Source organism: Peribacillus sedimenti, assembly GCF_046237635.1.
Taxonomy (GTDB): Bacteria; Bacillota; Bacilli; order Bacillales; family DSM-1321; genus Peribacillus; species Peribacillus sedimenti.
The window spans coordinates 869,231-892,224 of record NZ_CP143547.1; the positions used below are offsets into that span (position 1 = coordinate 869,231).

A 22,994-nucleotide genomic window follows, 5' to 3' on the forward strand; every position below is an offset into this window, starting at 1 on the left:
GAAAATGTCTCAAACAATTCCACTAACATCAGTCTTCTGGCGCGAGGCGACGGTGTTGAAATAATGCAACAAACAATAATGCCAGGAAAGATGTTTTATATATATCCCAGTACAAACCCAGAAGTAATTGAATTTTTTTATATCTTAAAAGGTGTTATCAGGTATGAACACGAAGGTAAAGAAATTGTGTTGAAAGCTCAAGATGCCTTTTCCGTAAACGGATTAAAAGAACCAATTTATTTCGAAGCCAAGACTGAGGTAGAGTATCTCTGGGTGATAACTGAACCTGCTTTCCACATCGTTAGTGATGACATTCACAGTCTGCGTGACATGATAGCCGAGGCTGAAAAAAGGGATCCTTTCACGTTTAAGCACAGTGAGAGGGTAGCGCAATATGCAGTAAAAATTGCAAAAAAGCTCAATCTTTCGCAGAATCAGCTCAAGGATTTATATTTCGCATCAGAACTTCATGATATTGGGAAGGTAAGGGTCCCGGAAGAAGTTTTAAATAAACCTGGAAAACTAACGAATGAAGAATTCGATGTAATAAAAAAGCATCCAAGTGACGGAGCGGAACTGGTTCAAAACACAGGTTACAGGCATCTCGAAAGTATTATCATTCAGCACCATGAGCGTCTAAATGGCTCAGGATACCCATGTGGTCTTAAGGAGGAAGAGATCCTGCTAGAAGCAAAGATAATCGCTGTAAGCGATACCTTCGACGCCATGACTGAGGACCGGGCATACAGAAAAGCTTTCACAGCACAATATGCCATGGATGAGCTAAAGCGGCTGGCTGGAATTCAATATGATGAAAAAATAGTCAATGCCCTGGAAGAGATTCTAAGGGAAGAAGGAAAAATTGAATAGTTTTTATGATTTTCAGAGGGACTAATAAGTTTCTCTTTTTTTTTCAAAAAGTCCCAAGGAGTTTCTGTTAATTTTTTACAACAGTTGTGTTAGATTTAATTGTGTTTTGATATAATGAAATAGTACCGTAATCGAAATATTATGAATTTTTCCAGGGGGGCTGTAAATGCATATAAATCAAGCGGTTACCTTAGTGACCGGCGGTGCTTCCGGTCTTGGCGAAGCGACAGTAAGAAATATTGTAACCAAGGGCGGCAAGGCAGTGATTCTCGATCTTTCCGAGGAAAAAGGTAAGCGTTTCCAAAGAGAACTGGGGGATCAAGCGTTATTTGTAAAAACAGATGTAACAAAGGAAGAAGATGTGCAAAGTGCAATTGAACGGGCAGTGGAGGAGTTTGGTGTCCTGAATACTGTAATAAATTGTGCTGGGATTGCCATAGCCAGTAAAGTAATAGGTAAAAGTGGGATCCATGATCTTGGCAGTTTTTCGAAGGTAATATCGGTAAATTTAATAGGAACTTTCAATGTTATTCGGCTGGCTGCAGAGAAAATGGTACATAATGAACAAAATAAATCGGGGGAAAGGGGAGTTATCATCAATACAGCCTCGGTTGCTGCATTTGAAGGGCAGATTGGACAGGCAGCGTATAGTGCCTCGAAAGGCGGTATCGTTGGAATGACACTGCCTATAGCGAGGGAATTGGCCACCAGCGGGATAAGGGTGATGACGATTGCTCCCGGGTTATTCCATACCCCTCTATTTGATACGTTGCCGGAAGAAGCGAGACAGTCACTTGGCAAGATGGTGCCATTTCCATCGCGTCTTGGTTATCCGGAGGAATTTGCGAAGCTCACTCAAAGTATTATTGAAAACCCTATGTTAAACGGCGAGACAATCCGTCTTGACGGTGCTATAAGGATGCAGCCGAAGTGAATTATAAAAGAGTGATAGTTTTTGCACCTGGTTTTTCATAAATCGAAAAAGAATTTATCGTAATGTTCACGACATGATTTTACGAGCGATAATATGATTTTATGAGGAGGAAATGGTGTGGATATCGGTTCTTATTTAACGCAAAATGCAAGAAAGCTAGGTTCAAAGCTAGCGATAGAATGCGACGGAAGGACTTATACGTACTATGAATTCAACAACCAGGTAAACCGGCTTGCTAACGGGCTGAATCAGCTGGGAATTAAAAAATCTGATAAGGTTGCTCTCCTCATGAAAAATTCCGAGTACTTTGCATTTTCTTTTTTCGCTATAGCTAAATTGGGGGCTGTAGCCGTTCCGATTAACTTCAGGCTCACGTCATCTGAGGTCCAATATATTGTGGAACAGTCAAATGCAAAAATGGTAATCTGCGATGCCGAATTAGAAGACGTCATTGGTGAAGCAAAAGACAACACAGAAGTAAGATTCGTTGTAATTGTAGGAGAAAACAAGAGAGAAGAACATGTCAGCTATCATGACATACTTGCTGAAAATTCAGATGAGCCGGGAGTGGCTGTACTAGAACAGGATGATCTGGAAATTCTTTATACATCCGGTACGACCGGAAAACCAAAAGGAGCATTGTTTGATCACGGCCGGGTATTCAAGGTAGGCGTTAACATGATGGCAGGAATGGGTCTTAACCGCAAGGACAGGCTGCTTCACCTTGCTCCGCTGTTTCACTCGGCACAGCTGAATTTGTTCCTTATACCTGGAGTGGTTCTCGGGACTACTCATTTTATCAGGCCTGAATTCAACCCGCCCCAGGTTTTAAAGGATTTTCAGGAGAAAAAGATTTCGATTTTCTTTGGCGTTCCCGCTATGTATAACTTTCTCTTGCAGGTACCGAATTCAGGGGAGTTTGACCTGTCATCCGTGTCACGCTGCGGATACGGTGCTGCCCCAATGGCCCCCGAACTTGTACGGAAGAGCATGGAATTATTTAAGACAGACCAGTTTTATAATCTGTGCGGTCTTACAGAGGGAGGGCCAGGCGGCATCATGCTTGAGCCTGACGCCCATAAGGATCATTTGGGGAAGGGCGGTAAACCTATGTACCTGACTGATGCAAGGGTGGTTGATAACAGGGGAAATGATGTTCGGCCTGGAGAGACAGGAGAAATGGTTCTGAGTGGAGCCACAATGATGAAGGAATATTACAATAAGCCTGAAGAAACAAGGCAGGTCTTTAAAGATGGATGGCTGTACACCGGGGATTTGGCCACCATTGATGATGAAGGCTTTATAACCCTGGTTGACAGGAAAAAAGACATGATCATTACAGGCGGCGAAAATGTGTACTCTATAGAAGTCGAATCAGTACTGTATGAATACCCGGGCATACTTGAGGCTGCGGTGATCGGATTGCCTGATGAACAATGGGGTGAAACCGTTTGTGCAATCCTGGTACCGAAAGAAGGAGCAGCGATAGATGAAAGTAATCTCCTAAGCTTCTGCCGTAAAAAACTTGCCGGCTATAAAATTCCACGAAAAATCTTCTATGAACAAGCACTTCCGAGAAACGCCTCAGGAAAAATATTAAAATACCAGCTTAGAAAAAAACTGCAAACCTTTCATGTATAGAAATGATTACGTTAAAGAGGAGCAATGGAATTGAAGCATTTATATTTAACTGATGAACATGAAATATTCCGCAAGTCGCTGCGAAAATTTTTGGAAAAGGAAGCTTATCCATATTATGACCAGTGGGAGGAGGACCGTATTATTCCCAGGTCGTTTTGGGAGCGCATGGGCTCTCAAGGCTATTTATGTCCTGATATTGATGAGCAGTATGGAGGGTCCGGTGTCGACTGGGGATTCTCAGTAGTCATTAACGAGGAATTGGAACGTGTAGGGTCCGCACTTGTCGGGCTTGGGCTTCATAATGATATAGTTGTGCCGTACATCAGTTCATATGGCACAGAGGAGCAGAAGCAAAGGTGGCTTCCCAAATGTGCCACCGGGGAAATCATATCCGCGATTGCGATGACAGAGCCGGGCACAGGTTCGGATCTTGCAAACATAAAAACGACAGCTATCTTGGATGGTGACCATTACATCGTAAATGGACAAAAGACCTTCATAACCAACGGAATCCATTCGGATTTAGTGCTTGTTGCGTGTAAGACGGATCCTTCTGCTGTCCCTAAGCATAAGGGTGTAAGCCTGATTGTGATTGAAAGAGGGATGCCGGGGTTCTCAAGAGGACGAAAGCTGAATAAGGTAGGGTTACATTCACAGGACACAGCTGAGCTCGTTTTTGAGGACTGCCGGGTACCAAAGGGAAATCTGATCGGACAAGAGGGAAAAGGATTTTTGTACCTGATGGAGAAACTTCAGCAGGAACGGTTGCTTGTTGCCATCTCAGCACAGATAGCTTCCGAGGAAATGCTGAAGACTACCATTGAATATGTAAAAACAAGGGAAGCGTTTGGAACTTCCATCTCAAAATTTCAGAATACCCAATTCAAGATTGCAGAAATGGCAACGGAAGTAGAAATGGGGAGGGTGTTTCTTGACCACTTGATCGCAAGCCATATTGCGGGTGAGGACATTGTCACAAAGGTTTCCATGGCGAAATGGAAGTTTACAGAAATAGCCAGGAACATTGCAGTCCAATGTATGCAGCTTCATGGCGGTTATGGCTATATGGAAGAATATAAGATTGCCAGAAGATATCGTGATATCCCGGTAGCAAGCATATATGCCGGAACAAATGAAATTATGAAGACGATTATCGCGAAGAACCTGGGTTTATAAAGTGTTTGGCAAGCATCACAAATCAATATTTTAAGGGGTTGAGAATTCAATGCGGGAAGTAGTAATTGTAGAAGGCGTAAGAACACCTGTTGGAAGGCGCAATGGCTTATTGAAGGATGTACGTCCGGATGACTTGGCAGCAGAAGTGCTTAAGGCGCTTGTAAGCAGGGCAGGAATCGATTCTTCAATAGTGGAAGATGTGATATTTGGGTGTGTGAGCCAGGTAGGGGAGCAGTCAGGCGATATTGCGAGGATTGCTTCACTGATTGCAGGGTTTCCAATCGAAGTGCCAGGTACGACCATTGACAGGCAATGCGGCTCCAGCCAGCAGGCTGTCCATTTCGCGGCACAGGCCATTCTTGCCGGTGACATGGATGCAGTTATTGCCGGAGGTGTGGAAAACATGTCGAGGGTACCTATTGGCTCCAGCCTTCAAGGGGCAAAAAGAAGCGAGCAGCTGACTAATAAATATGACATCATTCACCAGGGAGTGTCTGCTGAACGGATTGCGGAATTATACGGATTTACCCGTGCAGAATGTGACCGGTTTTCGGTAGAAAGCCATCAAAAGGCACTAAAAGCACAATCAGAAGGATATTTTGATCGCGAAATCATTCCTCTGAATGTCACTCTTCCGGACGGATCAAAAATCGAGGTAACGAAAGATTCCGGTCCTCGGCAGGAAACCAGCCTAGAGGCGCTGGCAGGACTGAAAACCGTCTTTAAAGAAGATGGCCTTATTCATGCGGGAAATTCAAGTCAAATCAGTGATGGGGCAGCAGCACTTCTTCTAATGGAAAAGAGTAAAGCGGAGCAGCTGGGTCTTAAACCGCGCTTCCGTGTTCTGACCAGAGTTGTTGTCGGATCTGATCCAACGCTTATGCTGACAGGGCCGATCCCTGCTACACAGAAGGTTTTGGAGAAATCCGGACTGTCTGTAGAAGATATTGATATTTTTGAAGTGAACGAGGCATTCGCGCCTGTTCCATTGGCATGGTTAAAGGAAATCGGGGCAGATCCGAATAAATTGAATCCGAATGGCGGCGCCATAGCACTTGGCCATCCGCTTGGAGCAAGCGGGGCAAGACTGATGGTAACTATGATGCATGAACTTGAGCGGACAGGCGGCCGTTTTGGACTGCAGACAATGTGCGAGGGTTACGGCATGGCGAATGCTACGATAATTGAGCGTTTATAATCTATATAATTGGGTGGAGGAACCGAGATGTCAATCACAATAGGCGATATTTTTGATTTAACGGTAAAAAAGTTCCCCGACAAAGAAGCGCTGTATGATGTAAGAAGAGATGTGCGGTATACCTATAAGGAATGGAGCAGCAGAGTCAACGCGGTAGGACATGCATTATTGCAAGAAGGTGTAAAAAAAGGGGACAGAGTATCAACATTCCTATTCAATAATGAAGAGCTGGCCACCGCCTACTTTGCTTGTGCGAAGATCGGTGCGGTTTTCAATCCGATAAACTTCAGGCTGATGGGTGAAGAACTTGCATTCATCCTGCAGGATGCCCGTCCTAAAGTTGTCATCTTTGAAAGTGCGTTGGAGCAAGTGGTGGCCGGGATTGAAAACCGTTTTCCAGAAATCGCATTCTGGTTCATCGACAGGGATACTCCATCATATGCTCAAAATTTTCATGAAAAAGCAGATGCAGCTCCCAAACTGGATTTGACAGAACAAGTGAATGAGGATGATCTGTATTCCATTATGTACACAAGCGGGACCACTGGCCGCCCTAAAGGGGTCATGCATCGACACAGGGATATGTACGAGCAAAGCATGCTATGCATAAATGGCTGCAGGCTTACAAACAAGGATGTTGGCCTCATCGCAGCCCCTATGTTTCATTGTGCAGAGCTGCATTGTAACTTTTTGCCCCGTGTGCATGCAGGTGCAAAGAATGTGATACTGCATCAATTTCAGCCAAAACAGGTATTATCCATTACCGAGTCTGAGCGGATAACCAAATTCTTTGCTGCTCCTACCATGTGGAATATGTTACTGCAGGAGGATCTGCAGCAATATGATCTATCAAGTCTTGAATTTGGCTTATATGGCGCTGCTCCCATGGCTCCTGCATTGGTTATGGCATGCAAGGATAAGTTAGCTATTGCACTTGTTCAGGCGTATGGCATGACTGAAATGGGTCCAGCCATCACGCTGCTGTCTGATGAAGACCAAATCAGCAAAGCCGGTTCGGCGGGCCAGGCCTGCCTGAACCATGAGATCATCATTGCACGCCCGCGTGAAGACGGGCCCTCTGATCCGGACGACCGGATGGCTCCGGGAGAAACAGGCGAAATCCTGGTGAAGGGACCGTGCATGATGATGGGATATTACAATCGTGATGGGGCCAATCAGAAAGCTTTATACAAAGGGTGGTACCATTCCGGCGATATCGGTTATCTTGATGAAGAAGGTTATTTGTGGGTGAAGGACCGTGTGGACGATATGATTATAAGCGGCGGAGAAAATATATATCCTAGAGAGGTGGAGGACACACTGTTTTCGCACCCAGGTATATTGGACTGTGCGGTGATCGGGCAGCCTGACGACCACTGGGGAGAGACAGTAACTGCATTTATTGTCTCTAAGGACACTGCAATGACAGAAGCGGAATTAGAGTCGTGGTGCAAAAATAGTGATACTCTTGCAAACTATAAACGGCCGCGGAAATATATTTTCTGTGAGTCCCTGCCAAGGAATGCAAGTGGCAAGGTACAGAAATTCATGTTGAGAAAGAGGCTGGAAGAGCTATATTCATGAAATGAATCACACAGAGACTTTAGGTTATTTTTAATCCACATACGATAATTGCTAAGGCAAATGGGAGGTTATAAGTTGTCATACAGACCTCCCCGCCCCTTAACAATGGTCCGATATGGCCGATAAACATAATATGCTGCAAGACAATTATGAAGTCACCATAACTACAGAGCAGCAGGAGGGGATTAGCCGTGGATAAAACTTTTCGAATTACATGGCATGCCTTTTTAGAAGAAAATAATCTCTTTGAAGGCCGCAGTTTAGTGAAAGCAGAGAGTGAGCAGGATGCCGCACGAAGATTGGTAATGGAAAAAGCACGGGAATTTCATATTAAACCACATTGGATTCAAATTGACACATTATTCGAAATTACAAATGAATGAGTTACCGTCAGGCAGTATTTCGCCCTGGGAAGATGCAGGACGAAATACTTTTTTGGTTCATTTATAGGACTTTTTATCTACAAGCCTAAAATAACGTCCAAAAAGGATAGAGAAAAGATATCCACATACTCTTTGAAAATACATAAAATGGAATGTGAATAAAGTGAGTTGATAGGACGGTTTTGAAAGCGGTTATCAACATTATCCACAATATTGTGTATAAGTTCTGTTGATAAGTGACAATTTAATCAGAATATAGAGATAATTATGAACTAGTTGTGGCTTCTGTTGATATTGTTAGGTGCTGGAGCATTATAAGGTTGTAAAAAAGATTGAGAAACAACTTACAAAATAATATAGTCTTTTCTACCCAATCTGGCTGGCTGAGCAGTATATTTTTTTATCAGAATTTGTGAATTCACTCACAAACTTTTATCAAAATAGGTAAAATGAATGCAACCTGGAAAAATGGTCCCCTGACTTGAATGATATGGGCAGTATTAAGAATGTGGCTAGGTATACAATCGTTAGAGGCTGGCTGGCATAAAGTTGCGGACGGCTTCGATACTGCTGGCTTTTTGAAAGGTGCCATTGCGCAAGCTGGGGGTGAGCGTCCGGCGGTTGCGGGATGGTACACAGCAGTATTAAAACATGGCATCGCCAATGAAGAGGTAATTAATTTCATGATCACATGGGGTGAATTGTTAGTCGGAATAGGATTGGTCCTTGGAGCGGCTACCATCCCTGCTTTACTCGCAGGAGTGTTTATCAACCTGAACTTCACGCTTGCAGGTACTACAAGCACTAACCCGGCTCCAAATACTGTTGTTATGATTCTATTATTTGCGGGGACAGGAGAATACTATTATGGAGCAGACAGGTACATAATCCCATTCATAAAGCGTTACACAGACACGGGTCCTAAAAATAATGATAGCAGACCCGCAATGCATCATTGAAGCAGCTAGTACAGGGAGCAATTTAGTGCTCCCTGTTCTAACTTATTGATTTTGCTGTCTTTTTCTTGCTCGTTCGTCTGCAGCAGCAGACCGGGCTTGAGCCTCCACATCGTCTTGATCTGCAAATTCCTCTGAGAATTCAATATCGAGGCCATCCCGTTTGATGCTTCTATTATAAATGTCTTTCTTAGCCTCGTTCCGACTGTCATTTCCCATCGTAGTACCTCCCAGAAAAAAGTCGTGTTTCAGCTTTATTGTGTACTCTTATCTGCCTTCTATGTATGTAAGAATAGCTGTACGAACCTTAATCACTGTCTGCTTCTCTTATCCACATATCCTCCCGCACGGTCGGCGTTTCTAAATTCCCGATTGTAAAGTACCTCCTGGGTGCTTGTTAATGTCCTTGTAGTTTTATCTTTTTTCTTGTGCTCCAATTTAATTCCTCCTTTTATGATATATTTCCATTTTTCCCTTTTTGCAAATGTCCCATACCATTCACTGCAATCTTGCAGGGATATTATTGGCCCAGCAGCAAATCTTCAAGTGCAGTTGTAAGATGAGGATTTTTAAATTGGAAATTGCTGTTTAGCAGCTTGTTGGGAGACACATGCTGTCCTGCAAGTACAAGGGTACTCATTTCACCCAGGAATAATTTAAGCATGAAAGCAGGTACAGGCAGCCAATGCGGACGCTGCAAAACGTGGGCCACTGATTTGCCGAACTCTTTCATCCTTTCCGGATGCGGGGATGTTATATTGATGGGACCGCTTATAGAATTATTTTTTATACAATGGTTTAGTGCCCTTACCGCATCCTCGATATGTATCCATGATAACCATTGTCTTCCGCTGCCAATTGTTCCGCCAGCAAATAGCTTATACGGCAGCACAATATTGGGCAGTGCACCTTCATGTTTTCCAAGGATGACCCCGAAGCGTGCATATACCATTCGGGAGGTATATTTCTCAGCCCTATTAGCTTCGCTTTCCCAAATCCTTACGGTTTCGGACAAAAAATCATGTCCAAGGGAAGGGGATTCCTCCGAAAAGGAAGCTGTTTCGGACATGCCATAAAATCCTATTGCACTGGCATTGATGACGGTTTCCGGCTTCTTGTTTAACATAGCCAGAATTCGTACCATCTCTCTAACCGATTCTACCCGGCTATCGACTATTCTCTTCTTTCTTTCGTCTGTCCAGCGGCCGCTATTTAATGATTCGCCGGCAAGGTTAATGAATACATCGATTCCTTCAAGGACCGATTCAGGATGTGAGCCTGCGGTCAGCCATCCGACGTAGTGCAGGCTCCTTCTTTCCTTATACTTCTGCGGATTCCGAGTAAGGATATAGATAGATGGTTCCCTGTGATGCTGAAGAAGAAATTCGATTAAGGCAGTTCCTACAAATCCGGTGCCGCCAGCAATTGCTATTTTCATAATAAGCCTCCTTCATAAAAGCGAGATTAATGCAAATTGTGATACATTAAGTGTTAGGGGGTATATGTATGCCGCAGATTACAAAAATAACAACCCAAAAAAAACGCGCAGACCGGTTTAATATATTTATGGATTACGGCAAAGGCGAAGAGTATGCTTTTAGTGTCGATGAAGATGTACTTCTTAAATATCAGTTAAAAAAAGGCATGGAATTGGATGAATTGGATCTAAGTGAAATACAATTCCATGATGACATTCAAAAAACTGTTTCTATGGCGCTAAACTATTTATCGCATAGAATGAGATCCGAAAATGAAGTCAGGACGTACCTCGAACAAAAGGAAGTCGAGGCTCCCATTATCCAGGAAGCCATTCATAAGCTGTATCAATACAAATATCTCGATGATCTGGCTTTCGGGGAGGCCTTTGTACGTACACATATGAATGGCGGAAAAAAGGGCCCAATCATCTTAAGGCGTGAACTAAAGGATAAAGGGCTAAACGATATCCAAATCGAGCAAGCACTGTTGCAATACCCTTATGATATTCAAGTAGAGCATGCCAAAATCCTTGCGGAAAAAATGATAGTAAAGGAAAAAAATACATCAGCAAATCTTCTGAAACAAAAAATTGAACAGAGCTTATATAGAAAAGGCTTTTCTTCAGATGCCATTGCCAATGCCATGCAGGATATAGTTATAGAAAAACCTGAAGGAGATGAATGGCACGCTCTATCAATCCAGGCTGAGAAGGTTTCTCGCCGGCTAAACAAATATTCAGATTATGAATATCGGCATAAAATGAAGCAGGCATTGTTCCGTAAAGGGTTTCAAATAGATTTGATTGAACGTTATCTGGATAGACATGAAAATTAGACTATTTTTCGGTAAATCGTCTTCAGTAATTCCAGGTGCTGAGTGTGTTGTTCCTTCCTTAAGGTAAGATGGTATTGGAGATATGGTTCTTCGGAAATGTATGGTTGATTACTGCTTTTGCCATCCTTTATTTCCCTTTTGGCAAGATTGTTAAACGGTCTGAGTTCCTGGGCGGCCATCGCTGTTTTAAACAATGAAAAATGAATGCTTATAATATGCGGCATTTATGAGTTCCTCTTGCCGCGCTTTATAGTGCCGTATAATATATTAATTACGAAAGCCGGGCAGCCAGCTATGCTGAGTTTCCAAGCATGATGCTGGATTCCAGTGAAACCGGATGCGAATTGAACTTCCTATATATAAGCAGGATAACTTAAAATGAGGTGTGGCAAATGACTGAAAAAAGATATAGTACATTGACTCAACATGAATTACAGCAGGAGATAGCTGACTTAATGGAAAAGGCCAGGAAAGCTGAACAGATGGGGATGGTTAATGAATTTGCCGTTCTTGAAAGAAAAGCGGTAATGGCGAGAGCCTACCTGCTTAATCCGGAAGATTTTAAGCCTGGCATTTACCACATTAAAGGTGCACCTGGAACCCATTTTAAAGTAGAGTATTTAAAAGGTGTCTTTGCGTGGGGGTATAGGCTGAATGGAGATGGCAAAGAAGAAGCTTTGCCGATTTCTATGCTTTCTGAAAGCCTTGAAAAGGCAACGGAGAATCTTTGAATAGATTCTCCGTTAACGCGGTAAATTGCTTATCATTCTTCAAACTGTCTTTTAGTTGATTCACTCATTCTTCCCTTAGGATTAGTGTTGATTGAACCATCCGCCCGCTTGGATGCATATTCCGCTCTTGCTCTCGGCATTCCTTGAATTCTATGGTTTTCAGGGTACGGAAAATCATGTGCTTTATTTCTCATTGCCATCCCTCCAAACGGTATGAATCTTACGCGTTTCCGCGTATTAGTAGTATGGGTAAATGAAGACAGTATATGATAAAAACTGATTTAAATAAATCGAATGGACAGAGGTGGTGCAATAATGAATGAGTATCATGAGCCATTGATCAAGCGTTTATTGGAAAAGAATAAGGAACTGTCTTACGAGCAAGCCCAGACTAGTGTTGAGCTCCTGTGGGAGGATTTTGAAGCTACGTATGCAAAAGCAGGGCATGAATATGCGGGTGAAGCTATGACAGCAAAAGTCGTTACCCAATGGATTGAAAATTACGGTGAAAGGCTTCATGAGTTTTTGGGGAATAACCCCAAGTATAAACGATTAATAGGAGATAAGGGAAAAATCCACTGATATTCTGCGCAACAACAAGAAAGCCGGTTTGAATGAACACAATTTCATTCAAATCGGCTTTTAACTGGGCAATATATCGATTTTTTTTCGAAGCTTGGCTTCACTGAAAATCCAGCCAGTATAGGAGTTAGTTATCTTAAGGTTACGATCAAGCTGTACTACTGCCACAAATGGATAATACCCGTTGCTTCTGTATCGTAAATCAATAAACCGTACTTCAAAATGGTCTTCTGATTCTAGTATTTCCCACCTGTACATGGGGGAAAATGAGAGAAAGGCTGCCAGGTTTTTATCATGTTTTGCAGCATTTAATACAGGGCTTTCCGGGAGCGGCTTTCTTTCAAATTTATCCAGAATTGTCACGTATCCATTATTTGCACGGGCCACGTAGAATTGTTTGGGTGTTAGTACGGCAATTTTCCAATGATGGTACCTCATTGTAGGCGACATGATAATTTTGACTGCCTCCGGAATTTGTACCTTGACTGCCTGCTTAATGAGCCTTTGCTCTCGGAAGCGCGCAATATAGTATATAATTAATATGCCGTATATCGATAAAAACATGTATCCAGGCGGTGCACCGAAAGCCCATAAAATAAGGCCGGCAACATGTATGCCAAAAATAAAAGGATCGAATGTGTTAATAATGCCCAGGGCCACCCATTTATTCGATATAGGGCGGATTGCCTGTGTCCCGTATGCATTGAAAATATCAACGAATACATGTAGAAAAACAGCTAGAAATGTCCATAGCCACAGATGAAGTACATTTGTATAGGGAAAAATCAAAGATAGAACACCGGTTATCAATACCGGCCAGGCTAAAACAAATGGCAATGAGTGTGTCAGGCCGCGATGATTCCGAATATATACCGCATTATTACGTAATTTTAGGATAGTATCGATATCTGGTATCTGTGATCCCGCGATAGTGCCGACCATGACAGCCTGCGCTGTCAACGGACTATTTGCAATCGCAGGATCAAGGGTGGCGAGTCCTCCGAGTGCGATGCCCATGACGAAATGTGTGCCAGTATCCAAAGGGAGTAACCTCCTGTTCCTGCTTTGCGTGTTTTACGCACCAGTCTATCATTTATGATATGCCTGGGGTGCGTAAGCTATCTTATTAGTATATTCCCTTTTTTGATACTAATTTAACATCTAGGAGGAATAATCGTGACAGATGACTATAAAACTTCTTCCATGAATATTGAAGCATTTAGGAATGATCTCATTTCATGGTTTGAAAAAGAACAACGCGACCTCCCTTGGAGGAAGGATCAGGACCCATATAAGGTATGGGTTTCCGAAATTATGCTGCAGCAAACCAGAGTAGAGACAGTGATTCCCTATTTCAACAGATTTATTGAGTGGTTTCCCTCGTTAGAAGAATTTGCGAAAGCGGATCAAGAAAAGATTTTGAAGGCATGGGAGGGATTAGGCTATTATTCCAGAGTCAGGAATCTGCACAGCGCTGTTAAAGAAGTGCAGGAAAGCTATGGAGGAACGGTTCCCGACACAGCTGAAGAAATATCAAAATTAAAGGGCGTAGGACCTTATACTGCAGGAGCTATCCTAAGCATAGCATATGGAAAGCCGGAGCCTGCAGTCGACGGAAATGTAATGAGAGTACTGTCAAGGATATTGTTAATCAGCGAAGACATTGCCAAACCCAAAACCAGAAAAATCTTTGAAGCAGCTGTAAGGGAATTGATTGACTTTGATAACCCCTCTTTTTTTAATCAGGCCTTAATGGAATTGGGGGCGCTTATATGTACTCCGGGAGTCCCGGCATGTTTGCTGTGTCCTGTGCGAGAGCACTGTGCGGCGTTTGAAAAAGGGAAGCAGACAGAATTGCCTGTTAAGCATCTAAAGAAGAAAAGCAGAGACGTCTTTCTTTCAGCTGCCATCATACGAGATGAAGCTGGGAGATACCTTATACACAAACGTGCGGCAACAGGGCTGCTTGCAAATCTATGGGAGTTTCCAAGCTTTGAAATTCTGAATCATTTAATGAATAAAAGGGAATTGTTTAAAACAAAGTTTTATGAGGCATATGGAGTGAAGGTTGAATTGGGAGAACAGATTACAAGGATTCAGCACGTTTTTTCTCACCTGGTTTGGGAAATCGATGCTTTTAGCGGGGGCGTTTTAGAAGAGATTGATCCAGTCACCCTACATGACAACCAGCTTAGATGGGTAGACCAGCATGAGCTTGAAAGCTATGCATTTCCAGTCCCGTATCAAAAGCTGTATGATGCTTATCACAACAAATGAGGCATGCAAAATCTGCATGCCCTGAGTGTTAATCGAAGGTCACTTCTGTCCCGTTGGTATATGTTGCCTCATGCCTGTCCAATCCGCCGCGATTTTCAATTTCTTCGATGATTCCCTGGTGGATGGATAGGCCTTCCTGGTTTAAATATTGTGCCATTTGCTGCAGGGAGTGGTGGAAATAGGAAAGTTCACTGTCCTTCCATTCTGATCTTGGCAGCATCGAAAGTTCAGTCATATCACGGCCTACATACATATCAAACACTCCTTCAATTTGTTAGCTTCATTTTATTATTGCACGAACCGTATTTATAAATGTATTTCCACTTTGAAAGGATGAATAAACACATGACGAATAAAGTCGCATTAATAACAGGCTCAAGCCGCGGAATTGGAAGACAGACAGCGTTGCGATTGGCCAGAGAGGGATATGACATTGTAATTAACTATGCAAGGAGTAAGTCTAAGGCATTAGAGGTTGCAGAAGAAATTGAGGCTTTGGGGCGAAAAACGCTGGTAGTGAAAGCTAATGTTGGGGATGTAGCCAAGATAAAGACAATGTTTGAAGCAATAGAAGCGGAGTTTGGCAGACTGGATGTATTTGTCAGCAATGCAGCCTCGGGTGTTTTGCGGCCGGCTATGGAGCTCCAAGAATCGCATTGGGACTGGACAATGGAGATTAATAGCAAGGCCTTCCTATTCTGCGCGCAGGAAGCAGCGCGTTTGATGGATAAAAATGGCGGCGGGAAAATGGTGAGTATCAGTTCACTGGGATCGATCAGAGTTTTGGAGAACTATACTTCAGTAGGTGTTTCGAAAGCCGCTCTTGAAGCGTTGACACGTTACCTTGCTGTCGAACTTGCTACCAGAAATATTGCAGTAAATGCTGTATCGGGAGGAGCCGTAGATACGGAGGCTCTTAAGCATTTTCCTAATCGGGAGGAGCTGTTGGCAGATGCTGCCAAAGAGACTCCGGCCGGAAGAATGGTTGATGTGGAAGATATGGTAGACGCGGTCATGTTTTTAATTTCAGATAGTGCAGAAATGATTCGCGGGCAGACGATCATTGTTGATGGCGGACGCTCGTTGTTGATGTAAATAGGTGGAATGAAATACCATAAAAGTTTTTTGGATAGTCATGTAAACTCATGGACACATTACTATTGTGGAGGTGAGTAAATGATGGCAAAAAACTATAATAACATTACTCAAACTGGCACAAACATTCAACAGGTAAGACAACAAAACCAGCAGGCTCTTGCAGGACAAAGCCAATTCGGCACAGAGTTCGGAACTCAGTTCGGCCGTGTAAGCAATGAAAGGCAGACTGACGTACAGGAAGTAAGACGCCAGAACCAGCAGGCAGCAGCTCAGTCACCACAGCGGGTCGGAGGCCAATTCGGTACAGAATTTGGCAGCCAGTTCGGCACAGCCGGAATGACTCAGGCAGGCTCATTTGGGGCTGGTTTGACACAGGGCAGCCAGTTCGGTACAGAATTCGGCAGCCAATTCGGTGTGAGCAACGAAAGGCAGACTGACGTACAGGAAGTAAGACGCCAGAACCAGCAGGCAGCAGCTCAGTCACCACAGCGGGTTGGAGGTCAATTCGGTACAGAATTCGGCAGCCAATTCGGCGCAGCAGGAATGACTCAGGCAGGCTCATTTGGAGCAGGCTTGACGCAGGGCAGCCAGTTCGGTACAGAATTCGGCAGCCAATTCGGTGTGAGCAACGAAAGGCAGACTGACGTACAGGAAGTAAGACGCCAGAACCAGCAGGCAGCAGCTCAGTCACCACAGCGTGTGGGAGGTCAATTCGGTACAGAATTCGGCAGCCAGTTCGGCGCAGCAGGAATGGCCGGAATGACTCAGGCAGGCTCATTTGGAGCAGGCTTGACACAGGGCAGCCAGTTCGGTACAGAATTCGGCAGCCAATTCGGTGTGAGCAACGAAAGGCAGACTGACGTACAGGAAGTAAGACGCCAGAACCAGCAGGCAACAGCCCAGTCACCGCAGCGTGTGGGAGGTCAATTCGGTACAGAATTTGGCAGCCAGTTCGGCGCAGCAGGAATGGCCGGAATGACTCAGGCAGGCTCATTTGGAGCAGGCTTGACGCAGGGTAGCCAGTTCGGTACAGAATTCGGCAGCCAATTCGGTGTTAGCAATGAGAGACAGACTGACGTACAGGAAGTAAGACGCCAGAACCAGCAGGCAACAGCCCAGTCACCGCAGCGTGTGGGAGGCCAATTCGGTACAGAATTCGCCAGCCAGTTCGGCACAGCAGGAATGACTCAGGCAGGCTCATTCGGAGCAGGCTTGACGCAGGGCAGCCAGTTCGGTACAGAATTTGGCAGCCAATTCGGTGTGAGCAACGAGAGGCAGACTGACGTACAGGAAGTAAGACGCCAGAACCAGCAGGCAGCAGCCCAGTCACCACAGCGTGTGGGAGGTCAATTCGGTACAGAATTCGGCAGCCAGTTCGGCACAGCAGGAATGGCCGGAATGACTCAGGCAGGCTCATTTGGAGCTGGTTTGACACAGGGCAGCCAGTTCGGTACAGAATTCGGCAGCCAATTCGGTGTGAGTAACGAAAGGCAGACTGACGTACAGGAAGTAAGACGCCAGAACCAGCAGGCAGCAGCCCAGTCACCACAGCGTGTGGGAGGCCAATTCGGTACAGAATTCGGCAGCCAGTTCGGCGCAGCAGGAATGTCCGGAATGACTCAGGCAGCAGGCTCATTTGGAGCTGGTTTGACACAAGGCAGCCAGTTCGGTACAGAATTCGGCAGCCAATTCGGTGTTAGCAATGAGAGACAGACTGACGTACAGGAAGTAAGACGCCAGAACCAGCAGGCAGCAGCCCAGTCACCGCAGCGTGTGGGAGGCCAATTCGGTACAGAATTCGGCAGCCAGTTCGGCGTAGCAGGAATGGCCGGAATGACTCAGGCAGGCTCATTTGGAGCAGGCTTGACGCAGGGCAGCCAGTTCGGCACAGAATTCGGCAGCCAATTTGGCGGTGTGAGCAATGAGAGACAGACTGACGTACAGGAAGTAAGACGGCAGAACCAGCAGGCGGCGGCCCAGTCGCCGCAGCGAGTAGCCGGCCAATTCGGAACAGAATTTGCTAGCCAGTTCGGCGCGGCTGGAATGTCAGGAGGGGGCGGCTCTACAGGTTCCATGTCCTAATCAGGATATGGTGTAGATAAGTCCATGCAAGGCGAACCGTCCGGCGGCTCTCACTTGCATAATATTCCTTGATCACGAAAGGCAACATATTCGAAAAAAATACCGATAGGCATCCTTCTAGAGGGATGCCTTTTGCAGTTACATAATTTGACATATGAACAAAGAGTAGGCTTCCGACAAAACTTCCCTTTGGGTAACATATAAAGTCAAAGGAGATGAAATAGGAATAAAGAATACCTTAGCAGGCAAGTATATATTGGGTGAGGTGTTTTTTATGGAAAAGTTCGATAGTTTGATAAATGAACAAATGAAGACAATGGAACAATTATTATTTTTACAAAGTGAAATTGAAAGATGCCAAGAAATGGAATACCAACACTCTTCCTTGCAAGGGCAAACGAGTCAGGTGTTAATTAAAGAAGAAATCAAGAAAATGAAAGCAGAGCTTTTAGGAATTCAGGAAAAATTTGAACAGCAGACGGAAGAAGTGATCCGCTGCTACCAGGACGGCTATAGAACGATTACATAAAGGCTGGACATGATATATTCAGATGCTTCTCTATGCCAGCGGACCTGAACCTGTATGATTCTGCTCGTGTTCGACCTACTCTAGAAAAATTAAACTTTAAACATAATAAGATGAGAAATAGGCTAACCTGCAAATTGTGATTGCTTACATTCCAAGTTCAGGGAGAATTTGCGTGCAAACAACAAATTCACTCCGAAACATGGTTTTTTAGTAATTTCAATGCCAGGTTAGCCTCTTTTGTTTTAAATTTTTCAATAAATCGCTATAATAAAGTAATATAAGAAAAAATAGAACGAAAATTTATTTGTAAAAAATGTCAGCATGCAAACGTTCAGAGAAAGTAGGGAGACAGAACATGGGGAGTCCCAATGAAGGAGGAAAGATCCAAATCCATAGCTATAAACATAACGGGCATATCCACCGAATATGGGAAGAAACCACCGTTTTAAAGGGGACACAGAATTTAGTAATTGCGGCAAATGACCGCACTATGGTAACTGAGTCTGATGGGCGGACGTGGATTACGAGAGAACCAGCGATATGTTATTTCCATTCTAAATATTGGTTCAATGTTATCGGCATGCTACGGGAAGATGGAGTATATTATTATTGCAACATTAGTTCGCCATTCATCTATGACAGTGAGGCACTAAAATATATCGATTATGACCTGGATATTAAAGTGTTTCCGGATATGACGTTCCACTTATTGGATGAAGATGAATATGAGCGGCACAAGTCAGAAATGAATTACCCTCATGTTATTGATAAAATTTTGAAACAGAATGTTGATTATTTAATTTATATGATCCGACAGAGAAAAGGACCTTTTTCCGCAGAGTTTATCGATACATGGTATGAACGCTTTTTAACCTATCGTTAATAATGGAGGGAGCCTGTTGTATTGATCAACAGGTTTTTATTTGACCAGGAAAGATGCGATTCATATAAGACAAAATAAAGGGAAAACGGGGTATTTCATGTGAACAGCGTAAAGAGATATATGCAATTTGTAAAACCTTATAAATGGCAAATTACAGGAACCGTTATTATCGGATTATTGAAGTTTGCTATTCCGCTTTTGATTCCGCTATTGATAAAATATGTTGTCGATGATATTGTAGGTAATTCTGAATTAGAGAATGCAGAAAAAACGGCTAAACTTTATTGGGTAATGGGTATCATGCTTTTTATTTTTATAGTTCTCCGGCCTCCTATTGAATATTATAGACAATATTTTGCCCAATGGACGGGTACAAAAATACTTTATAACATTAGGAACCAACTTTTCACCCATATTCAAAAGCTGAGCTTTAAATATTATGCCAACACTCGGGCAGGCGAAGTGATATCGAGAGTCATAAATGATGTAGAGCAGACAAAGAATTTTGTCATCACAGGATTGATGAATCTATGGCTTGATATCGCCACGATAATAATAGCAGTCGGGATCATGTTCACAATGGATGTTACCTTGACGTTTGTTTCTCTGGCGCTTCTCCCATTTTATGCGTTCTCGGTCAAACATTTCTTTGGCAGGCTTAGGGAAATGACAAGGGTACGGTCACAAGCGCTTGCCGACCTCCAGAGCCATCTCCATGAAAGAGTTCAGGGGATGCCTGTCATCAAAAGTTTTGCAATCGAGGATTTTGAACAGGAACAATTCGATAAGCAAAATAGAAATTTTCTAGATAAGGCGCTGCAGCACACAAGCTGGAATGCAAAATCCTTTGCGGTCGTAAATACCATAACGGACATTGCTCCTCTTATTGTAATTGGCTACTCTGGTTATCAGGTAATACAGGGCGAGCTCACAATGGGGACGATGGTTGCATTTGTAGGGTTTATCGACCGATTGTATAATCCGTTGCGGAGGCTTGTCAATTCCTCTACCACGATGACCCAGACACTGGCTTCCATGGATCGTGTGTTTGAATTCACTGATGAAAAATACGATATCGATGACAAGCCTGGAGCGATTGAGCTCCGCGAGGTTGAGGGAGACATTTCATTTCAGGATGTCACTTTCAGCTACGATGAAAATGAGGATTCTGTATTAAAACATATTAATCTAACCGTTAAAAAAGGTGAGACGATAGCATTGGTCGGTATGAGCGGGGGCGGCAAGTCTTCCTTTGTAAGCCTTATCCCCCGTTTTTATGATGTGAGCGGAGGAAGGATTTTACTGGATGGGACTGATATCCGCGATTTTAAAGTGAGGAGCCTGCGGGATAAGATTGGCATGGTTCTCCAGGACAATATCCTATTCAGCGAGTCTGTTAAATTCAATATTTTAATGGGAAAACCGGGAGCTGCCGAAGAAGAGGTCATCCGTGCAGCCAAAGCAGCCAATGCGCATGAATTCATTACAAACCTTCCTCAAGGATATGACACCAAGGTCGGTGAAAGGGGAGTCAAGCTTTCCGGAGGACAAAAGCAGAGGATTGCCATAGCAAGGGTATTTTTAAAGAATCCCCCTATATTGATCTTGGACGAGGCCACCTCTGCACTGGATCTGGAAAGTGAGCATCTGATTCAGGAGGCACTTGAAAAATTGGCAAAAGATCGGACGACCTTTATTGTAGCACATAGATTATCTACCATAACCCATGCTGACCGGATCGTATTGATTGAGCACGGAGAAATAGCCGAGATTGGAAGGCATGAAGAATTGATGAATCTGCAGGGACATTACCACAGGCTCTTCCAGGTGCAGCTGCTAGAAACCTGAGGCAGGGACAATCGACGGGCATGGCTAACCCGGCTCATAGCGTAGTGTTTTCAAACGGATGTACAGACCATGGGAGAACGGTTTTGAAAGGAGGGAGAAAGCTGGACGTTAAATGGGATACAACCAATCAGATTGAAATGAGCATTTTTAGTATTCGAAGAAAACTGCGGGCCGTTGTGGAACGGAACCTGGAGCCGTATGGACTTACTCCGCCGCATTTTTATATACTGACGATTTTAAAGCAGCAGGGAACGGTAAGAGTGACGAAGCTCGCAGATTATATTAATGTTAAGCCCAGCGCAATCACAGTGCTTATGGATCGCTTAGTGGAAATGGAATATGTAACTAGAAGCCATTCAGTAGAAGATAGGCGAGTAGTAATGCTGGAGTTGACTCCAAAGGGCAATGATTTATTCGCAAAAGTTCTTGAAAAACACAATGAAACATTGGGAACATTCTTTAATGTTTTTGAAGATCAAGAACTGGAGGAATTCAAGGACAAATTAAATAAACTGGAGCAGGCTATGTCAGCTGCATCGGATAGTTTTTAAAATCAAGTTCAATAAAAAGGGCAGTTCCGTTTTTGGAACTGCCCTTTGTTTTTGTCAGAAACTACTCCTCAGATTCATCTGGTATGGATATTTCATTATTATGAAAGGACTGGAAGCTGTTAATCAACAAATCCAAATGCTCCAGCTGCTCATCATATTCAATGATCGCTGCAATTAACGGTACCAATCGCGGAGAAACTTCTGCATGTTCTTCAGATAGTTTTTCCTGCTGTGCAAAAAAGAAAGGCAATATATCTATTCTGCTAAGGCAATGATCGTTTAAATCCTCTTTGTATGCCGTTTTTATTTTTCCAGCATATTTTAAAATTGCCTGTTCATGCCTGTGTATCAGACTATCAAGCTGGTGCTGGATACTGGATTGAAACTCTTCAGGCATTAAGGAAATTTCATTTTCAAATTTATGAATCCTTTTCAGGGTTTCCAGAGCCGTTCTGGCAGTAACCAGCATCTGCCGGTATACAACAAGCTTTCTGGATTTCGTTAAGCTGTCTCTTTTAAGATAATAGCGTTCCTCTTTATACATCGAGTATATCTGCTCAAGCTTTAGCAGTTTATCCTTTAAACGATCTATATCTTTTTTCAGTAGTGTATGTTCAGATGCATGCCTTGTACTTATGCGGATCCATTTAAGTATATCTTCAGTAGTATCGGATATTTGGCTATAAAACTTTGTTTCATACTTCGGAGGAATAAATACAAGGTTCACGATAAACGAACTCATAATACCTAAAAGAATTGTACCGAATCGTATAGAAGCAAATTCTAGGAAGTTTTCTTGCTGGCTTTCCATAATTGCAATGACGGTAACAATTGCGAGGGTCATTGTATTTTGCATCTTTAATTTTAAATTAATTGTTATTACAATAATAACGGCTAGTCCAATGATAAAAATGTGATTTCCAAAAAGAAGGACAAACAAAACCGCTATAAACGCACCAACCAAATTTCCCTGTATTTGCTCCAGTACTGATTGGTATGAACGATAAATGGTCGGCTGAATGGCAAAAATGGCTGCAATCCCGGCAAAGACAGGTGATGGCAACTCTAATAACTGGGATAGATAAAGAGCTAAAACTATTGCGATTCCCGTCTTAATAATGCGGGCACCAAGTTTCATAAATATATTAAATCCTTTCGTATGTTATACAATAAATTAATTAATTTATTCCACTATATATTGTGCACAACTGCCTGTTTGTTAATGTTTATAGGCGGTGTCAATCTGTTAATAATTGTTCTACCCTTTCTTAGGGTAGAATAACATCGTTATTCCATGGAGATACAAATCTAATCCATCAAAACGATAAAGTAATCAATAATGTAATATACAGGGTTTA

At 43.3% G+C, this 22,994-nt stretch carries 26 protein-coding genes; 18 read left to right on the top strand and 8 right to left on the bottom strand.

Translation table 11 applies throughout. The annotated features are described in order from the left end of the window. Positions 1 to 63 precede the first annotated feature (63 nt). From V1500_RS04355 to V1500_RS04390, 8 genes are all read left to right on the top strand, one after another. Positions 64 to 870, top strand: a complete 807-nt coding sequence (locus V1500_RS04355) for an HD domain-containing phosphohydrolase (protein ID WP_409304383.1) — start codon at positions 64 to 66, stop codon at positions 868 to 870. Positions 871 to 1,036: 166 nt separating this feature from the next. Continuing rightward, on the top strand, positions 1,037 to 1,804 hold the full coding sequence (locus V1500_RS04360; RefSeq protein ID WP_409304384.1) for a 3-hydroxyacyl-CoA dehydrogenase: 768 nt from the start codon (positions 1,037 to 1,039) through the stop codon (positions 1,802 to 1,804). Positions 1,805 to 1,921: 117 nt separating this feature from the next. After that, positions 1,922 to 3,445, top strand: a complete 1,524-nt coding sequence (locus V1500_RS04365; RefSeq protein WP_409304385.1) for a class I adenylate-forming enzyme family protein — start codon at positions 1,922 to 1,924, stop codon at positions 3,443 to 3,445. Between the two features lie 30 nt (positions 3,446 to 3,475). Continuing rightward, positions 3,476 to 4,621, top strand: coding sequence for an acyl-CoA dehydrogenase family protein (locus V1500_RS04370; RefSeq protein ID WP_409304386.1), 1,146 nt, complete (start codon positions 3,476 to 3,478; stop codon positions 4,619 to 4,621). Between the two features lie 49 nt (positions 4,622 to 4,670). Next, the gene (locus tag V1500_RS04375) at positions 4,671 to 5,819 is read left to right on the top strand and encodes a thiolase family protein (protein WP_409304387.1); all 1,149 of its coding nucleotides are present in this window, start codon (positions 4,671 to 4,673) and stop codon (positions 5,817 to 5,819) included. A 27-nt stretch (positions 5,820 to 5,846) separates the two neighbouring features. Next, positions 5,847 to 7,403, top strand: coding sequence for a fatty acid--CoA ligase (locus tag V1500_RS04380; RefSeq protein ID WP_409304388.1), 1,557 nt, complete (start codon positions 5,847 to 5,849; stop codon positions 7,401 to 7,403). 191 nt (positions 7,404 to 7,594) lie between these two features. Beyond that, on the top strand, positions 7,595 to 7,786 hold the full coding sequence (locus V1500_RS04385; protein WP_409304389.1) for a hypothetical protein: 192 nt from the start codon (positions 7,595 to 7,597) through the stop codon (positions 7,784 to 7,786). A 506-nt stretch (positions 7,787 to 8,292) separates the two neighbouring features. After that, on the top strand, positions 8,293 to 8,745 hold the full coding sequence (locus V1500_RS04390) for a Crp/Fnr family transcriptional regulator (RefSeq protein ID WP_409304390.1): 453 nt from the start codon (positions 8,293 to 8,295) through the stop codon (positions 8,743 to 8,745). Positions 8,746 to 8,787: 42 nt separating this feature from the next. Here the strand turns inward: V1500_RS04390 and V1500_RS04395 are convergent, their stop codons facing one another. The 3 genes from V1500_RS04395 to V1500_RS04405 all read right to left on the bottom strand — a co-directional run bounded on the left by V1500_RS04395 (position 8,788) and on the right by V1500_RS04405 (position 10,180). Continuing rightward, the gene (locus V1500_RS04395; RefSeq protein WP_409304391.1) at positions 8,788 to 8,961 is read right to left on the bottom strand and encodes a YfhD family protein; all 174 of its coding nucleotides are present in this window, start codon (positions 8,959 to 8,961) and stop codon (positions 8,788 to 8,790) included. Positions 8,962 to 9,053: 92 nt separating this feature from the next. Further along, entirely contained in the window at positions 9,054 to 9,179 is a 126-nt protein-coding gene (locus V1500_RS04400; protein WP_409304392.1) for a YfhE family protein, read from the bottom strand. Between the two features lie 83 nt (positions 9,180 to 9,262). Next, entirely contained in the window at positions 9,263 to 10,180 is a 918-nt protein-coding gene (locus V1500_RS04405; protein ID WP_409304393.1) for a TIGR01777 family oxidoreductase, read from the bottom strand. A 68-nt stretch (positions 10,181 to 10,248) separates the two neighbouring features. Here V1500_RS04405 and recX point away from each other — a divergent pair, with 68 nt between their 5' ends. Then, on the top strand, positions 10,249 to 11,055 hold the full coding sequence (gene recX, locus V1500_RS04410) for a recombination regulator RecX (RefSeq protein ID WP_409304394.1): 807 nt from the start codon (positions 10,249 to 10,251) through the stop codon (positions 11,053 to 11,055). Here recX and V1500_RS04415 read toward each other — a convergent pair. Beyond that, positions 11,052 to 11,279, bottom strand: a complete 228-nt coding sequence (locus tag V1500_RS04415) for a hypothetical protein (RefSeq protein WP_409304395.1) — start codon at positions 11,277 to 11,279, stop codon at positions 11,052 to 11,054. The genes recX and V1500_RS04415 overlap by 4 nt on opposite strands. 168 nt (positions 11,280 to 11,447) lie before the next feature. Here V1500_RS04415 and V1500_RS04420 point away from each other — a divergent pair, with 168 nt between their 5' ends. Continuing rightward, positions 11,448 to 11,786, top strand: a complete 339-nt coding sequence (locus tag V1500_RS04420; RefSeq protein ID WP_409304396.1) for a YfhH family protein — start codon at positions 11,448 to 11,450, stop codon at positions 11,784 to 11,786. Positions 11,787 to 11,818: 32 nt separating this feature from the next. On the opposite strand, the gene V1500_RS04425 is transcribed toward V1500_RS04420, so the two are convergent. Beyond that, complete coding sequence (locus V1500_RS04425) at positions 11,819 to 11,980, bottom strand: small, acid-soluble spore protein K (protein ID WP_409304397.1); 162 nt, start codon at positions 11,978 to 11,980, stop codon at positions 11,819 to 11,821. Between the two features lie 121 nt (positions 11,981 to 12,101). Between V1500_RS04425 and V1500_RS04430 the strand changes: the two genes are divergently transcribed. After that, a complete protein-coding gene (locus V1500_RS04430) occupies positions 12,102 to 12,368 on the top strand; it encodes a YfhJ family protein (RefSeq protein WP_409304398.1) in 267 nt (88 codons plus the stop codon). 60 nt (positions 12,369 to 12,428) lie between these two features. Here V1500_RS04430 and V1500_RS04435 read toward each other — a convergent pair whose 3' ends face one another. Then, a complete protein-coding gene (locus V1500_RS04435) occupies positions 12,429 to 13,409 on the bottom strand; it encodes a metal-dependent hydrolase (protein WP_409304399.1) in 981 nt (326 codons plus the stop codon). Between the two features lie 162 nt (positions 13,410 to 13,571). On the opposite strand from V1500_RS04435, the gene mutY reads away from it, so the two are divergent. After that, positions 13,572 to 14,645 (top strand): A/G-specific adenine glycosylase, encoded by a 1,074-nt coding sequence (gene mutY / locus V1500_RS04440; RefSeq protein ID WP_409305912.1) that lies wholly within the window; start codon positions 13,572 to 13,574, stop codon positions 14,643 to 14,645. 28 nt (positions 14,646 to 14,673) lie between these two features. On the opposite strand, the gene V1500_RS04445 is transcribed toward mutY, so the two are convergent. After that, positions 14,674 to 14,898 (bottom strand): hypothetical protein, encoded by a 225-nt coding sequence (locus V1500_RS04445; RefSeq protein WP_409304400.1) that lies wholly within the window; start codon positions 14,896 to 14,898, stop codon positions 14,674 to 14,676. Between the two features lie 92 nt (positions 14,899 to 14,990). Here V1500_RS04445 and fabL point away from each other — a divergent pair, with 92 nt between their 5' ends. From fabL to V1500_RS04475, 6 genes are all read left to right on the top strand, one after another. After that, entirely contained in the window at positions 14,991 to 15,740 is a 750-nt protein-coding gene (gene fabL, locus V1500_RS04450; protein ID WP_409304401.1) for an enoyl-[acyl-carrier-protein] reductase FabL, read from the top strand. An 81-nt stretch (positions 15,741 to 15,821) separates the two neighbouring features. After that, positions 15,822 to 17,825: a gamma-type small acid-soluble spore protein gene (locus V1500_RS04455; protein WP_409304402.1), complete on the top strand. Its 2,004-nt coding sequence runs from the start codon at positions 15,822 to 15,824 to the stop codon at positions 17,823 to 17,825. 274 nt (positions 17,826 to 18,099) lie between these two features. Beyond that, entirely contained in the window at positions 18,100 to 18,354 is a 255-nt protein-coding gene (locus V1500_RS04460; RefSeq protein ID WP_409304403.1) for a YgaB family protein, read from the top strand. Between the two features lie 355 nt (positions 18,355 to 18,709). Further along, entirely contained in the window at positions 18,710 to 19,237 is a 528-nt protein-coding gene (locus tag V1500_RS04465) for a DUF402 domain-containing protein (protein ID WP_409304404.1), read from the top strand. A gap of 99 nt (positions 19,238 to 19,336) precedes the next feature. Then, complete coding sequence (locus V1500_RS04470) at positions 19,337 to 21,085, top strand: ABC transporter ATP-binding protein (protein ID WP_409304405.1); 1,749 nt, start codon at positions 19,337 to 19,339, stop codon at positions 21,083 to 21,085. Between the two features lie 83 nt (positions 21,086 to 21,168). Further along, positions 21,169 to 21,636: a MarR family winged helix-turn-helix transcriptional regulator gene (locus tag V1500_RS04475; protein WP_409304406.1), complete on the top strand. Its 468-nt coding sequence runs from the start codon at positions 21,169 to 21,171 to the stop codon at positions 21,634 to 21,636. 61 nt (positions 21,637 to 21,697) lie between these two features. Here the strand turns inward: V1500_RS04475 and V1500_RS04480 are convergent, their stop codons facing one another. Continuing rightward, entirely contained in the window at positions 21,698 to 22,774 is a 1,077-nt protein-coding gene (locus V1500_RS04480) for an FUSC family protein (RefSeq protein WP_409304407.1), read from the bottom strand. Between the last annotated feature and the right edge of the window lie 220 nt (positions 22,775 to 22,994).